The organism is Candidatus Formimonas warabiya (assembly GCF_002777255.1).
In the GTDB taxonomy this organism is placed as follows: Bacteria; Bacillota; Dehalobacteriia; order Dehalobacteriales; family Dehalobacteriaceae; genus Formimonas; species Formimonas warabiya.
In genome coordinates this window covers 2629891-2646706 of sequence record NZ_CP017634.1, presented here as the reverse complement: position 1 = coordinate 2646706, position 16816 = coordinate 2629891, and the positions used below count along the sequence as shown (strand labels likewise).

Annotated in this window: 12 protein-coding genes; all 12 read left to right on the top strand. The window is 42.5% G+C overall.

Annotated features, from left to right (window positions below):
* Nucleotides 1-17 precede the first annotated feature (17 nt).
* Nucleotides 18-1256, top strand: coding sequence for an efflux RND transporter periplasmic adaptor subunit (locus tag DCMF_RS12225; protein WP_148134692.1), 1239 nt, complete (start codon nt 18-20; stop codon nt 1254-1256).
* A 285-nt stretch (nt 1257-1541) separates the two neighbouring features.
* The gene (locus DCMF_RS12220) at nt 1542-1991 is read left to right on the top strand and encodes a DUF2975 domain-containing protein (RefSeq protein WP_148134691.1); all 450 of its coding nucleotides are present in this window, start codon (nt 1542-1544) and stop codon (nt 1989-1991) included.
* Between the two features lie 17 nt (nt 1992-2008).
* Nucleotides 2009-2218, top strand: a complete 210-nt coding sequence (locus tag DCMF_RS12215; RefSeq protein WP_148134690.1) for a helix-turn-helix domain-containing protein — start codon at nt 2009-2011, stop codon at nt 2216-2218.
* Between the two features lie 19 nt (nt 2219-2237).
* Complete coding sequence (locus DCMF_RS12210) at nt 2238-3908, top strand: DUF4153 domain-containing protein (RefSeq protein ID WP_214659301.1); 1671 nt, start codon at nt 2238-2240, stop codon at nt 3906-3908.
* 6 nt (nt 3909-3914) lie between these two features.
* Entirely contained in the window at nt 3915-4151 is a 237-nt protein-coding gene (locus DCMF_RS30330; RefSeq protein WP_472297461.1) for a hypothetical protein, read from the top strand.
* A gap of 279 nt (nt 4152-4430) precedes the next feature.
* Entirely contained in the window at nt 4431-5534 is a 1104-nt protein-coding gene (locus DCMF_RS12205; protein WP_148134688.1) for a hypothetical protein, read from the top strand.
* Nucleotides 5535-5684: 150 nt separating this feature from the next.
* Nucleotides 5685-6794, top strand: coding sequence for a phospholipase D-like domain-containing protein (locus tag DCMF_RS12200; RefSeq protein WP_214659300.1), 1110 nt, complete (start codon nt 5685-5687; stop codon nt 6792-6794).
* 354 nt (nt 6795-7148) lie between these two features.
* Nucleotides 7149-8348 (top strand): ABC-three component system protein, encoded by a 1200-nt coding sequence (locus DCMF_RS12195; RefSeq protein ID WP_148134686.1) that lies wholly within the window; start codon nt 7149-7151, stop codon nt 8346-8348.
* Nucleotides 8341-8835, top strand: a complete 495-nt coding sequence (locus tag DCMF_RS12190; RefSeq protein ID WP_148134685.1) for a three component ABC system middle component — start codon at nt 8341-8343, stop codon at nt 8833-8835. The genes DCMF_RS12195 and DCMF_RS12190 overlap by 8 nt, the downstream gene beginning before the upstream one ends.
* Before the next feature lie 2 nt (nt 8836-8837).
* Nucleotides 8838-10823: a DUF3732 domain-containing protein gene (locus DCMF_RS12185; protein WP_148134684.1), complete on the top strand. Its 1986-nt coding sequence runs from the start codon at nt 8838-8840 to the stop codon at nt 10821-10823.
* 547 nt (nt 10824-11370) lie between these two features.
* A complete protein-coding gene (locus tag DCMF_RS12180; protein ID WP_148134683.1) occupies nt 11371-11790 on the top strand; it encodes a hypothetical protein in 420 nt (139 codons plus the stop codon).
* Between the two features lie 12 nt (nt 11791-11802).
* Nucleotides 11803-16749, top strand: a complete 4947-nt coding sequence (locus DCMF_RS12175; protein ID WP_148134682.1) for a DUF4132 domain-containing protein — start codon at nt 11803-11805, stop codon at nt 16747-16749.
* Nucleotides 16750-16816 lie beyond the last annotated feature (67 nt).

The following is a 16816-nucleotide window of genomic DNA, read 5'->3' as shown; positions in this document are numbered from 1 at the left end:
TAAGGGAGGTCAAACAGATGAAAAAGAAAAAGTTGTGGGTTCTGGCTGCCGGGCTGGCATTCATAGCTTTCCTGGCATTTATGATGTTTTTAAATCTGGGGACGGAAGCGTCTGTAACGGAGGCAAAAAGGGGAGACATCAAGAAGTACGTGGAGGATATCGGTACTGTCAAATGCAAGGAAGTGAAAACAGTAAGCATAGAGGGCAGCGGCCTGATAAATGTAGCCGCCGAGGTGGGCCAACAGGTGAAGAAGGGTGAGCTGCTCCTTTCCATGGAGAGAAATCAGCTTGAAATCCAGCTAAAGAATCTGGATGAAAAAATAAAGGAGATCAAGGCGAGCTTTGCAGGCAATGACATCAAGAATTATGCCATCCGTGTGGAAAAGGTGAAAATTGCAGTTGCCCGGTCAAAGGACGCATATGAGTTGGCTCTGGAGGATTTCGGCAAGGTGAAGAGACTGGTGGAAGCAGGGGCGGCAACCAATACGGAGCTGGAGCAAAAGGAGGAAGCCCTCGGAAGCGCGGAGGCCCTGATGAAGACTGCTGAACTGGATTTGCAGCAGATAGAAGCAAACACTCCCGACAGCGTGAGGGCGGTCTATCAGGCTCAGCTGGAGCAGGCTGTACTGAGCAGGGAAAGCATCCTGCATAGCCTGGAAAAGCAGGAAGTGGTTTCCCCTATAGACGGTGTGGTTCTGGAAAGACACGCAGAGGTAAATACGGTAGGGATGCCCGGCACTGTTGCCTTTGTGATCGGGGATGTAAGCAGGCTGGAGATTGAGGCGGATATTCTGGTTGACGAAGTGTCCCATGTCAAACTGGGAGACGAGGTTGAAATAACGGAAAGATCCGAGCAAAAGTATACCATAGGAGGAAAGGTTGTAAAAATAGCGCCAAGTGCCGTAGCCGTAACCTCGTCACTGGGCGTCAACCAGAAAAGGGTCGCCGTAACCATTGAGCCGGCAGGCCAATCAAAGCTGCTGCGTCCCGGCTATGAGGTGGATGTAAGGGTAATAACCGAAAAAAAGAACGGAGTGATCTTGGTGCCCTTAAGCGCAGTATTTGATTATCAGGGGAAAGATTGTGTGTTTACCGTGTCTGATGGGAAAGCCGTTTTGAAGGCCGTACAAAAGGGGATACAAGATGAAGAGTATGCGGAGATTATGGACGGATTGAAGGAAGGAGAGCCGGTGCTGGCCGCCCCTGATATCAATATCAAGGAAGGTATGCGGATCAAGCCTGAGAAATCTTCCTGACGGCGTGTTGTTTTAATTGGATGAAAACTGGTGTATTGGGATGGTATATGTGGTATATCTATCAAGAAGGCAGGCATCCATCAGATCATCATGAATGGATGCCTGTTTCCGTATCGTGCGGCAGGACAGAATGGAATGAAGATCCTAAAGGCACAAGAATTTATCTGAAAAACGAATAAAATATATCGATAAACAATAAATAGCTATTGTATTCCAATAAAAACTGTGATATACTGCAACCAATATAAAGGGTTATTTCCCTAACCGATTGAGGAGGATTAATCTATGTGGAATGGGGAGAAATCTATCAGTCTGAGCAAGTTTTGCGTTTTGATTTTTATGTGTCTGCTGATCGTCATCGTGTTATCCGCACCTTGGCTGACACACTGGTTTCTGGATTTTTCACGGGCCGACCTGAAGGGTACCGAGCCTTTTTTTCTTGCCACCATCTATACGGGATTTGTTCCGGCAGCGTATCTGCTCTATAGTCTCTTGCGTCTGCTCCACCGTATTGAGGCAGGGCAAGTGTTTATCACTGAGAATGTGGAACACCTGAGAAGAATTTCCTGGAGTTCTTTTGCGGGAGCGGCTATTTCCTTCGTTTCGGTATTTTACTACTTCCCATGGGTGTTCGTAGTGGTGGCTGCCGCCTTCATGGGACTGATTGTACGGGTTGTGAAAAATGTCGTAGCCCAGGCAGTGGCGCTTCAGAATGAAGTAGATTACACCGTGTAAAAGGAGGAAGCATCGGCATGCCAATCATAGTAAATTTAGATGTGATGATGGCAAAGAGAAAAATGTCCTCCGGTGAACTGGCCGAAAAGATTGGCATCAGTCAGGCCAATCTCTCCATCCTTAAAACAGGCAAAGCTAAAGCGATTCGCTTCTCTACCATGGAGGCTATCTGCAAGGCGCTGAACTGCCAGCCCGGAGACATATTGGAGTATCGAGAGCATGACTAAGCAGAAGGAGACAAATGATATGAATGAGCAATTTGCGGGAAAAAACGGTTTACCTGCAGAACAACCGGTATTGGCCAGCTCCGGGGCATTATCCCTGGGGGGAACACCTTTGCTGCGACAAACTACAGAACCTTTTGTAGCAGACCGTAAGGACGGTATTTTTGCTCTGGCTGTCTTTGTATTGGGATATTTTTTTGCCCGCTGGGTACTGTTTTCCTGGCAGGGCTGGGGCGTAGCCTTGTTTACCCTGGCCTACTGCGGCTCTGTCACCCTGTATTTTCTGAAAAAAGGGGTCCATATCTCACGGGCCGGGTGGTTCTGGCTCACAGTGGTAGTGCTTACCGGAATTAGTTTCGCTCTTTGGACGAATAACGGTTTGGAGCCGTGGCGCAGCCTGTTATTATTTTGCAGCGCCGTATACTGGGTACTATGTGCCACGGGGCTGCCTCTCCTTGGCAAAACCAGCAATTGGCTGGGGTTGGACGGCTTTAACGGACTGTTTGTCATTCCCTTAACAAATTTTGCTTGCCAGTATAAAAGCCTTGCTTTTCTTGGCAGCAACAAAAAAGCGGAGGGCAGGCAGATCTTTTCCATCGGGTTGGGTCTTCTTTTAACGCTTATCGTAGGAGGCATGGTATTACCCCTGCTGATGGCGGCAGATAGCGGGGGCTTTTCTAAAATTACAGGCGGCATTTTGACATACCTCCAAGGGATGAGGAAGGAAATTTTTCAGCTTTTCTTTTACGGCATTCTTGCCATTCCCATTGCCGCCTATATCTTTGGCCTTGTGTCAGGCAGTGTCCATAAGAGAGGCTGTGACATATTAAAAAAGGATAGCTCGCTAAAATTCTTATCCACCCTACGGGTGCTGCCTACAGCTACCATCTATACTCTTTTGGGCCTGTTATGCACGCTGTATGTTGTGTTCATCGCCAGCCAGACGCCCTATTTTTTCTCCGCTTTTGCCGGGGAGAGACCGGAGGGTTGGCAGGTTTATTCCGAATATGCCCGCAGGGGATTTTTTGAGCTGTGCCGCATTGCTGCCATTAATCTGTCTGTGCTGACGGCAGCAAATTTTCTCAGTAAGAAGCTGCGCGGGGATAGTCTTCCTCTGAAGATTTTCAATACTTTACTGTCACTGCTCACTTTGATACTCATTGCCACTGCTTTAAGCAAAATGGTTCTGTATATCGGGGTTTACGGACTATCGATGCGCCGCCTGCTCCCCTGCTTGTTTATGATCCTTATGGCAGTGGTCTACGGTGGTGTGATAGCGCTGCAAAAATGGCAATACTCAATTGTGCGCTTAACTGTTGGTGTGGGCGTAGTTATGCTCTGCACACTTTGCCTCTTGGATCCGGATAGTCTTGTTGCCCGCTACAACGCAGAACGTTATCTTTCCGGAACCCTCAATAGCTTCGATGTGGCGATCTTATACAGGTCAGGACCGGCAGGGGTTGATCCCGCACTTAAGGTATATGCCCAGACCGGTGATCCGGTTTTGCAGGATCAGCTGAAGACCTATCTCCTTGACATGCAGCAACAGACAGCACAATCCTTGGGAAAGTCGGGGGATAATTTACAGAAGGCGCGTGCCCGGCAAAAAACTATGGAATTTGCTGCGATGAATCCGGCTAAGCAATCAACCCTAACCGGTTCTGGTGGGGAAGGGATGTTTGTCAAACCCTAAGATTTTATCGTAAGGAATAGAAGAAAGCCTATGCTCCCGGCGGTAAAATGCCCGGGAAAAGAATATCTAAAAATAATTTACGGGCTTCGGTATACCGTGGACCAGAATTTTCAAAGGCTTAGAAAAAGATCATTTGGGAAAAGCGTTCATTGGTACTTAGAGAGTTTGTACCAGGAATGTAGGCGCTTGAGCGTTTGGCTAGACATAAACATCTTTACCGGGTGTAGAATAATGTGTATTTAGCTGAAAGTGAGTCGGTTGATCCGAGGTTGTAAATTGAAAAAAAAGAAAGAATCTTTTTGGGGCCATAGCATGAATAGCTATGGCTTTTGTCGTAAAATGTCGGAATTTAGGTAAAGGGAAATTGAGGAAATTTATCGAATTAATGAAAAAACAGGCAGTCCTAATGGAGAGGACGCTGCAGCTAATGTCTATAATGTGAAGTTGTAATATGGCTCCATAGAAGAAAATAATAATCACTAGCAGATACGAGCCAGTAGTATTTCGCAAAGGGGGGATTGTATGTTTTTATTCGATAATATTGAACGAAATCTTTATGGCCCAGCAAAAAGGATGGAGGGTTATTATACATTTTTAAATCGCTCTGCGAATTCTGAATCCGAAAGGCAGAGAGATCTTTTGGAACAATGGTTTTCAGGCTATCCAGTGGAAGAACGTCTCGAACTTAGTAAAAGAATTAAACTCAACGACCTCGCTGCCTTTTTTGAGTTATTCTTGCATGTTCTGCTTATTAGGTTGGGTTGTAGAGTGATAGTGCATCCAGAAGTTGATAATAAGAAGAGGCCTGATTTTAAGGTTTTCCCCAAAACGGGACAAGAATTCTTTCTGGAAGCTATGGTAGTATCAGGAACCTCACATGAAGAGAAACAAGCACAAAAAAGAATAAATCAGGTGCTAGATTTATTAGATGAGATGGATTTTCCAGGATACATGTTCCACATTGAACAAACCGGAAAACCGAAAAGTCAACCGTCGGTTACGGATATCAAATATTTAATTGAAGAAAAGCTAAGTAAAGTAGATCGTAAGGAAATAGAAAAACGTTATCAGGACAATGATCCCCGACAATTTATAAGCTGGGAATATGAGCACGATGGATGGCATTTAATTATTATACCGATACCTGCGGAGAATGGGGATAGGCCTATCGAAAGGTCGATAGCAATTACTTCTTCTAAATTAGTAGATTTTTACAACCTCAAGAGCCGTATCAGTGAGAAGGCACTTAAATACGGTACTTTTGAAATTCCATATATTATTGCAATCAACGCTATAGGAGCCTCCCAAACAGATACATTCAATGCGTTGTTTGGCACATTGGCATATAACAAAGCCTCTCATCAGTCTGTTCGAATACCTGATGGAGTATGGCGAGACAATAAAAATACTCGCGTTAGTGCCGTGCTTTTTGCCAATGGTTTACGGACCGATAACATAACAAGAACCGATATTAAAATAATCCATAATCCTTGGGCTAAGATAAGGTATGACTCAATTCTTAATACTTTACCACAAGTAATTGGCGAAAATGGTATTTTAAAAGCAATTGACGGAAAGTCTTTAAGGGAAATTTTTATGCTTCCATTAGGATGGCCAGAACTTTAAATTTAAAACGAATTTATTAAAGTAATAATTGGAAGTTGAGAATTTTTATAGTTATAGCAATAATGCGTAATTTAACAAACTGGAAGTTGACTATAACTTGTCCACAGGATGTTTTGATTATTGATGCGCGCAAGGAGGAAATGCGATTATATGGAACTATCGTTTAACGGCGGGAGATTTGTATCACTCAATGAGGACTTGAACTATAGAGAGGTTCTTGATAATTTCCCAACTGCAAAAATCCTTAGAATCATGACATACAACATTTCCAAGAATCAACGATACGATGCACTTTTGGATGCATTAAAAAGAACTGAAGCAGATGTTCAAATGATAACAAATGTACCTTCTCGCATGACAGAATATTATGATTCAGACGCTGGTCGTAGAATGCGCTCCACTGCAAGACAGAATATCCAGATTTATATTTCAAAATTGAATCCAGATAACTTTCCAGGTAAGTTCACTCCGTTATTCAATGTCCATAATCATGCGAAACTGATTGGTACAGAAAACATTCTTTATATCGGTTCGGCAAATTACTCTAATGAAAGCGCTGATAACATTGAGGCAGGAGTTCTGATTGAAGACAAAAATTTCATTCAGGAATTATATGCAGAGTTCTTCGATAAGGTAAGGGGAGATTCTATCTCATATTTCGACGAGAATTTCAGTGCCTTTCAGCTTTTCATTTTGTCCCTTTTTGCAAAATTCAAGCATCACCATCATAAGATGCTGGAAGACTTATATACAGACTATATGAGAACCAAAATGGTGATGGCGGATTCGATATTTATGGATGTAAGCGACCTTGAAGCCCTTTATAGAGATCTCGATGAGCTTAATTCTGTATGCGGAGCAGCAGATGACACTTACGATGAAGAGAACGAGAATTATAATGATGATCTTGAACAACTCAAAGAGCATTTTGATGGACTTAGCATCGAATGGCTAAAGGAAACAATTTCTGAAGATGGTACCCTGTATCGACTCGTTGCTTTCGATACAGAAAATGAAGCTAATGATATTCTGCAAAGAGAATATGCATCAGAGGCCTACGACGAAAATTTAGACACATACGTTGAAAAAGCTATGGATAGCGCAGCCGAAATATACTCCTCTTTGCATGATGCTTTTGCTGAGGAGTCGGAGGACTTTCTTTCAGAAATCGAGAAAATTCTATCCGCTTTAGAAGCTGCTATACATTTCACAAATAGGTGGAAAGCAGCAAAAGTGAATCCAGAGATTGACAACACTTGATCCGCTACTATAGTAATCCGATTTTGAGAAGGCTAAATCTCGTTTGTAAATTGTGGATGGCCGGAATAGAACTCTTCTTTATTGCTTTGAATTTCGTTTATTGCTCATATAAGACAAGCCCAAGGGGGATTCCATGCGCTTACCCACAATATAATAGGAAGTTGTGTTAAATGTTCGACTGCACTATAATCCGAAGCTTGATGTTTTTCACATTAATCGATAAATATATCGATAGATCCAGATAAATCAGCTGCCAACTTTTCATGGCCAGTGCCGTTTGATTTTGGAAAAACTCCAGACATGATTAGGTAGCAGATAGCTATAACAGAGTTTGGCTGTAGGGAGGGTAAATCTATGAGCAGTAATACACATGCTGTGGGACAAATGCAAGGCTATATGCTTCAAGTGCGACACATGCTTTTTGAGTTAATCTCTCTTGATGATATAATCGTTAGCGTTGAAAAACTTGATGATGTTGCCGTTGAGACTCCTGACGGGTCTGTTATTGCAGAACAACTCAAAAGTGTAACATCGGATGGAAACCCTGCTACTGATCGCTCTGCTGTGTTCTGGAAGACGTTATACAATTGGTTTAACTATGTGAATAACGGTAGTCTTATAGTGGATAAAACAATATTTCGCATGGTTGTTGTATCAAATCATAAGCTTGGAGTCGGTGATATTGCCGACAAATTTCATAAAGCTTCAAAAAAAGAAGATGCCCTGAAGGCATTGGAAGCCGCCAAACTAAACATATGGGGCAAAGATGATATTTTAAAGAGTGAAGTCCCTGATTCTTATGGGTCATACCTTGAGGTATTATTTTCACCGGCCAACAAAGATTTGGTGGCTCAAATAATCTCAAGAGTTGAGCTCGACATTCATGAAAATGATTATGACGAGAAATTGATAAAGAAGTTTAGTGGCCAGTCTATACCCCCCGAATTTGCTGATAATCTATTGGTCTTTATGCTTGGTTGGGTAACTGAAGAGGTAAATAATTACATTAAGCAGGGACTGCCTGCTGTTATCACAAGCATAGACTATCGCAAGGCCTTAGTTGCTCAATGTCGTATGTATAATCAACAAAACGCAATTCCTGCACTCTCAAGAGAAATCACCCCTGATGAAGCTCGTACAGAAGTCGAGAGTCAGGATGTTTACATACGGCAGCTCGATCTGATTCAGATGGACTTTGATGATAAATTAGACGCTGCAAGCGATTATTTGCAGACAAAAGCAGAGACAACAATCAGAGCTGAAAAAGGGTTATTCGCCCCTCAAAGTTCAAAGGACTATAACGACAAGATCTGTCGGATCTGGAAGAGCAAACGTAAGCAAGTATTGCTTTTACCCGCCTGCACAGATGTGATGAAAGGGCAACAGCTTTACGCACAAATGGGCGAGGTCGCGCCTCAAATAGATAGTGCACTCCCATCTTTCTTCGGAAGCGGAACTTTACAAACCTTGGCTAATAACCCCTGTGAAGATCCTGAGATAGGTTGGCACCCAAACTATAAAGAGCTTCTTAAGGGGGATTTGCAAAATGGATGAACTAAACAGAGAAATATACCTTGTCCAAAATCCCGCTATTGGGGCAGCCATTCTATGGCGTTTTGTCTGCGGCTACTATGATGCTGATAATGAAAGTCGGCAGGTTCCTTTGCCGCTACTCTTTCTTGTTCTCCCAATCATTTTTCGAGAAGATTTACGAGATGTAATTGGCTCCACAAATAAATCATCGGGATTGCAAAAAGTATCCGAAAAACTCTTTGCAGGCAAAAGGGCGGATTTAGTTTGCAGTCTCCAGAATTCTGCTGAACAGTACAGGGATACGACTTTATCAGCCATAAAGATCGCCGTTCGCGCAAAGCTAATTAGTCTCTCCTCCAGGACGGCATTGGTAATGCCTATTCAAGTTAAGACACACAAAATGCCAAAATCATCTGAGAGTTTGTTGAAGCTGGCTGAAAAATTAGGAGTATGGTGCTCATCTCTTAGTTTACATGAAATTAGTACGTTGCTGAAAGTGAGGTTTTGATTATGAAGTTTTCCATTAATTCTTTGCTATTGTGGCCTAAGCAAAAAGAGTTTGGATATAGACAGGTCGAGTTTTCTTCAAATGGTGTGAACATCATCACAGGAGCCTCACGAACAGGGAAGTCGGCAATTATACCCATCATAGATTACTGCCTCGGATCAGGCGAATGCACCATACCTGTTGGTATAATTAGAGATACATGTTCATGGTTTGGTGTTCTGTTTGATTTAGAAAATGAGCAAATGTTAATATGCAGAAAAGAGCCGGGACAGCAAAAAAGTTCAGGAGAAATGTATTTATCAAGGGGTACTGATTTAGAAATACCAAACCAAATTGAAGACGGAAATATCACGGTCGGACAAGTTAAAAACATCTTGAATGAGTTGTTCTCATTATCTTTTATTGATACAGACCCAACTTCTCCAAATAATTTTTCTGCACGTCCATCCTATAGGGATTTGATGGCGTTTATTTTCCAACCTCAAAATGTAATTGCGAATAATAGAGTTTTGTTCTATAACATTGAGAAAATGGAGCACAAGAGCAAGCTCGTTAATATATTTCCATATGTTTTAGGTGCAGTAACCGCAGAGACGTTAGCGACCATGCAAGAACGTGATAGGTTGACGAAAGAGCGCGATAAACTCGCTCGTGATATGGATAATATTAAGAATGTTTCGGAAGGTTGGAAACAGGAGGTTCTCACTTGGCTCTCCGTTTCAAGAGAATTGGGGTTGACCGATTTAAATCCAGATACTACTATGGATTTTAGCTTGCAGGTTGATGAGCTAAAAAGAATCGTCAGCAAAAATGAAAATGATTCTACCCTCATCGCAAGTAATGTGACTGATACTACTGAAGAAATCTTAACCCTTCGAGATGAAGAGCGGAAGTTATCAATAGAATTATCTGCAGCTCGGAAACGGTATGAAGCGATGAAAGAACTTGACGATTCTAAACGGCGTTATGATGAATCGCTTCAAATTCAGCGGAATCGATTAGATATTTCGTCATGGTTACGTTCGTTATCAGATGATATGATCTGCCCTGTTTGTGGGGAAATGCATAATGAACCTAACAAAGCATTAGATGAACTTTGTAATGCCATGTCAGAAATCGAAAAGCAAGCCGGAATAGTTCAGGGCATATCTATTTCCTTTGACCGTGAATTCAATATCGTAAAGGCTGATATAGATAAGCTGACAGAAAAACTCACAAGCATTCGCAAACGTATAAGTGAAGAAAGCGCAAAATCTCAACAGAGTGCAAATGAAAAATACACATTAGCAAGTGTTTCTCGTTTTCTTGGAAGAATGGAATTTGCTATCCAAACATATGAACGCATTGGAACAGATGGGGATTTGGAAGAAAAACTTTCTAAACTAAACGACAGGATTATCGAGCTAAATAAATCCTTGAGTGATAGTGCACGTGTGGCAAAAGAAAAATCTGCACTATCATTCATTCAACAAGAAGCAAGCTCAATAATCAAGCAATTGGACATCGAGAACCCTAATGACCCTATTGAATTTGATAAAGCTAATTTGACCATTAAGGTAATGACAGCAGACGGACGTGAAAATTATCTTTGGGAAATTGGTAGTGCATCTAATTGGTTGTCCTATCATATTGCCATCAGTTTGGCATTCCAAAAATTCTTCCAAGAAAGAAAGAGCATTTCCATCCCTAATATTCTCGTGTTTGACCAACCCAGCCAAGTGTATTTTCCTCAAAAGAGCATTCCGGAAGGCAGTACAGCAGAAGAAGATGCAATATTAATACAGGATGAAGATAAAATTGCAGTAAAGAAAATATTCGCAGCTTTATCTTCATATATAAAGGAAGCAAAATCAGAGCTTCAAATTATCATAATGGAACACGCGGATGAAGATATTTGGGGGGAATTTGATGATATCACGCTTGTTGCGAGATGGAGAGGTAACGATAAGTTAATTCCTGTCGAATGGATACCGAAAAAGGAAGGATAAAATCAAAGTGTATATAGGGGTATAGCGTTTAATGTTGCAGGCAAAGCTTTTATTTGGCGACTCAAGTTCGCCGTGAAGTGTAAGATAAGGGTTAGGATAATGGTAAGTCTAGCGATTGCCCATTATGTTTAAACTATACAAAATAATTATAGGCTAATTATTTAACAATGGGAAACATGAACTTATTGTGTCGCTCTGACATAATGGCTATAATGTGGCTTTCAGGTACATGCTTGTAATTGCACGTTATTTTTATATAGGTAAACCGAGAAATGAGGTATTATGAGTGTTTTTCTGAAATCAATAACTGTAATACTGACGATTTTTATTGGGGTCATGTTGGGTATTTGTTTACTGGACGGTTTTGTATATTTGTAAGATCATACTTTGAGGTTTTGCTTGTGCAGGAGTAGGAAACATGACTTACTCTATTTTGCAGCTATCGACTAACGATATAAGCCGCACAATTAGCTGAACAAACAAACTTACCTATTCCCTTTTTGCTGACATATATCTAAAACAGATTAATCTTTTTTGAGGTGGCATTATGAAAGTGTATGTTTCTGTAAAGCAGGCAGGCAAACGTAAAGAATATATCACAAAAAAAGAGCTGTTTCTTAGGGATATTCCGTCAACTTTAAGGGAGCTTATTACGGAAATTGTGCGGATAAATGTGGCTGAATACAATGGCAAGACAGCAGAGCCTTTGATTATCCAATACCTTTCTCCTGCGGATATAGAGAATCAGCTTAAAACCGGAAAAGTCGGTTTTGGTGAGCGGCGAAATCCTAATCAGGCTGATGTTAAAAAAGCAGTAGAAACGGCAATCCTTGCCTTTGAGGACGGTATCTTTAGGGTATTTATCGGTGAAAACGAAGCGCCCTCTCTTGATGAACCGCTTGCCTTAAAAGAAGGCGATGTGCTGACCTTTATTCGTTTTACAATGCTTGCAGGCAGAATGTGGTGAGGTGATTACAAAATGTATTACCATTCAAACAACGAAGCGAAACAGAAGTATCTTTCAAAAATTGCTTTAAAACCTGTCTTAGCATTGGGAAGAAATAGAGATATTTTAAATGCCGCATTATCCTTTTTTAGAAATGATTCATATGACTATGTCAATTTTATCAGAAAGCAAAATGAGCTTTATTATGCTTTGTGGACAGAAGATAAGCAGAAAATGGCCGATATTTTTTCCGGTTCCGAATATAAAGTTTTAGTAACGCTTTTGGGCAAGGAATGGGCGGAAAGGTTCAAAAAAATATGGGATAAAAGCTCAGATTATACTTACGCATCGGGAATGGAAAGACGTTCCTTCCGCGCCAAATCCTATGATGTGCTATATCTTTCTTCTGCCGTATCAAAGCTGGATGCCATGATTGATTTGGCAGCAAATAGTTTTTCTTACGAAAGATACTTTACAGAAAAAGAGAATGCTTTTGCACACAACCCGGTTATTCCTGATCTTTTTGCCTTAGAAATAGATGAGGGCAATGAAGCTGTAATGCATCGGATTCATGATATTGTTTATGGAGATAACAATACAGGACTGATCACCCGTGAAATTATCAAAGGGCTCCTTATGAGCCACAGCAATGAAGCCCATAAGTGGGTAGGCGACCTTCTGCTGGCGGCCAGGCTGCAGGAAGGGCTGCGCCAGACGATTGTGGAATGCATGGACGAAGGGTCAAGGGACGGTTTTTTGTATATTCTAAGGGTAATCCTTGATCATGATCTGATCCGCTTTTCATCCGTTGTCCGGGCCTTGGATGTTTGGACCGGACTTGCCATATCTGCCCAGAAACCTGCTGTGATCAAGAAATGCCTGGATACTGGTTACAAGTGCCTTACGGAAAGCGGTTATGAGGATGAATGCTTGAAAAGCAGTGATGCCATGCTGATCTTTATGGGGCTCTGGTCTGTGGCCTTTGACGATGTGATGATGACGGAGAGCAAGATAAAGACTCTTTTATCGGCTCCTGAAAAATATAAACGAATGACAGCCCTCAGCTTCCTAAGCCAGACCCAATTCCCCTGGTATCAGCACCAACTTGCCTTGCCCCTCCTGGATGACCCGGAGGATGAGGTGAAATGCTGGGCACTGCGCAACCTTTTTTCCGATGTAAATTATATTTCCCTCAGACCGGAATTTGGGGATGTGCTGGCTAAATACAAGAGGACTGAGAGCAGATGCAGTTCGGAAGAGCTATTTTATAAGCTGAAAAATATGCTTGATCAGATGCCGAGAAAGGAAATTGTTTTTAAAGAAAGCGTTTTTCCCTGGTGGCAGATATCTGTGACCTGCAATGATATCATCGTGAAAATGCTGCTGGCCATAACCGGTAATGCACCGGACAATATGGTGGATTTAATGCTGGATTACCGGGACAAAATGAGTGCCGATACGCGCAGAGAGTTTGTTAATAGGCTTTTGATGAAGCCCCAAACAAATAAACAAAAGACAGCGATTATTGAGCTTTTGGGAGACAAAAGCTCTTATGTACGGGCTGTAGCATGGGAAATGGTGAAAAAGCTCAGGCTTTCCCCGGATGATTACAAAATTATCGAAGATATCCTGAAGTATAAAGCCGGCGATCTAAGAAAAAATGCCATTTCCGTGCTGCTATGTCAACCTCCGGAAGCGGTGTTAAGAAGTGTGGAACGTTTAGCTGATGATAAAAATGAGAATAAGCACCTGGCGGCCCTTGATATGATCTCCGCCATGGAAAACAACCCGAGATTTGAGCACATTTTACCGGAGTGCCGGCAGATGGTGGCTGCCCTTTCTGATACTTCCCAAAAAACACGGGTGCTGGCGGAAAAAATAGCGAACACAGAGGGTCCTGTTTTTACCCTCAAAAACGGTTTAGGCTTGTACAATCCCAAGCAGGCGGTTTCCCTGCCGGAAGTACCTTTGCCGAAGAGCTTTTCCCCTAAAGATATTTTTACTTCCAACATCAATGAAATTAAAATGATCCTGATGTCATTCAGCAACCTGATTGATCAATACAAGGCTTATGAATACGAGGCGGAAGACTGGAATGGGGCCTATCGAAAAGTGGTTTTAGGTGGTGAATACAATATCAGGACCATTACAAGCCGTTTCCACAGGGAGCAAGCACCAACCCTTGACGATTATCCGTTACCGGAGGTATGGCGGGAGGCTGCCAAGGAATATCATCTGACGGCAAAAAAACTGCTTGAAATATTATTTTACTACAGTTTTAAAGGGGCCTCTCCTTTCTCAGAGAAACAGGGATGGTATGATACCCTGATTTCGGGATTGTTCCCCGTAAAACACAAAGAATTTAAAAATATTTTAAAGGACCTGCCTTATGCCGCACATATGCATAGTATTTTTGAAGCTTTGCTGAATGAATGCCCCAAATCAGAGGTCTTTTCATTATGCCGAGATATGTCGTGCTACATCTATCATAAGATTCCGTCCAATCGCTTTGCGGAAGACTATGAGAAAAGAGATCAGCGCGTTGTTTATTATTCCGGCGGCTGTTTCACCTGCTTTGTTGATGCGGATGAAATCTCATTCTGGCATCGCAAAATGCGCACCTATCTTTATCATGACGAAAGCTTTAAAGAATTCTTCCTGATCGGGTATGCTTTTTATAAAGCAGCAGAATTTAAATCCCACGGTTGTCTGCAGTTGGCCGATTTTGAAAGGGCATTCGGCATGGGGATGGTGGACGAAAATGAACTGTATGCCGAGCTGTGCGGAAGACCGAAAAGTGCGCAGAATTTACGGAGTCTTACAGATGCTGAACTTTATGATCATAAATATGTTTCCTCCTGTGAGAAGCTAAATGAAGTGTGCCGTAAGGCAGTGGACCGGATTGTCACTATCGAGCTGAAGCGGGGAGATATGACAACGGAGGTCAGTGATTTAGCATCCAGAATCTATAAATGCTATGGCACCAGGTTCTTTGTGGATATTCTGGTGGGGGCTGAAAAGGATACTTATGTGCGGGGCTATAATTTCGTAGGCAATGACAGCACGAAAAGGCAGATTTTCAGCCACCTGCTGAAATCCTGCTATCCGGCTGATGGTGAGGATGAAAACACGTTGGGTGATTTTTTGCAGCGTCTTCAGGTTACGGAAAAGCAGCTGATTGATGCGGCGATGTACTCACCTCAATGGATTGATATTGTGGAAGAATATTTGAACTGGCCGGGACTAAAATCTGCCTGCTGGTATTTCCATGCTCATGTCAACGAAACCTTTTCTCATGAGAAAGAAACGATTGTGGCTCGGTTTTCCCCTGTTTCCCCACAGGATTTTAAAAATGGCGCCTTTGATATAAACTGGTTTAACGAGGCATACTCCATGCTTGGTGAAAAGCGCTTTAAGGTTGTTTATGACAGTGCAAAATATATTGCCGGGGGAGGACTACATAAACGGGCCCAGCTTTTTGCGGATGCCGTGTTGGGGAAAATCGATCTTGACCAAGCAGAAAAAATGATCAGGGAAAAACGCCATAAAGATTATGTCCTCTGTTATGGACTGATCCCCCTGAACAGCGATAAAAATGATCTGTTGCACAGATATGAATTCCTGCACATTTTCCTGAAAGAGAGCAAGCAGTTCGGGGCACAACGGCGGGAAAGTGAGGGAAAAGCGGGTTCCATCTCTCTTGAGAATTTGGCGAGAAATGCCGGTTTTTCGGATGTGACCCGGTTCACATGGTATATGGAGACGGAAAAAATACGTTCGATTGAACCCTACTTAATACCCGTACTGGTAGGGGATACGGAAATCCATATTGCTATTGATAAATTGGGCAGAGCATCGCTTGTTGCAAGCAAAGAGGGAAAAGCACTGAAGGATATTCCGGCGAAATTAAAAGAACATGAGTATGTCAAAGAAATAAAAGGGGCCCAAAAATCTCTCGAAAATCAATACGCACGGGCCCGTATGGCACTGGAAAAGGCCATGGAATTAGAGGACAGGTTTACAGCAGACGAGCTTAAAAATCTCTCGCAAAATCCGGTCATAAATCCTCTTATCCAGAACCTGATATTCAAGAGTGATAACAGGCTGGGTTATTACAGGGACAATGGACTTGCCGGCATCCAAAACAGAAAATTTGATCTGCTGCCGGAGGATAAATGCCAGCTTGCTCACCCGGTCCACCTGTACGAAAGTGGAGAATGGGCGGCATTTCAGAAGGATATTTATGACCGCAAGATCATTCAACCGTTCAAACAGGTGTTCAGGGAATTTTACAGACCAAATGCGGATGAGCTTGAGGCCCGCACAGTATCCCGCAGGTATGACGGACACCAGATTCAGCCTAATAAAGCGGCGGTGCTGCTGAAGGGTAGGGGCTGGACGGCAAGCTATGAACAAGGATTACAAAAAGTATATTATAAGGAAAACATCATCGCGGAAATTTATGCGATGGCAGATTGGTTCTCTCCTGCGGATGTGGAAGCACCGACGATTGAGGGGGTCGATTTTTTAGATAGAAAAACAGGAACGCCTGTGCCTTTTACGAATGTGTCTAAGATTATCTTTTCCGAGATCATGCGGGATATTGATTTAGTGGTCAGCGTAGCCCATGTGGGCGGGGTTGATCCGGAAGCAAGTCTGTCAACCATGGAAATGAGAACCGCGATCATTGCTGAGATGCTGCGCCTGCTTAAAATAACCAATGTGGAGATGAAGGGTTCTCATGCCTTTATCAACGGGACACTGGGCCAATACACCGTCCACCTGGGAAGCGGTGTGGCGCATAAAATGGCAGGGGGGGATTTAAACATCCTTCCTATCCATGCACAGCATAGAGGCCGGATTTTTCTTCCTTTTGTTGATGACGACCCGAAAACTGCTGAGATCCTATCAAAAATTATTTTGCTTTCCGAGGACAACAAAATAAAAGACCCGACCGTACTGGTGCAAATTGTCGACTAAGAAAAGCCGAAAGTCATGGGAAGGGTATAAATTAGCCAGGTTATATTCCAGGGATTAGGAGACTTTT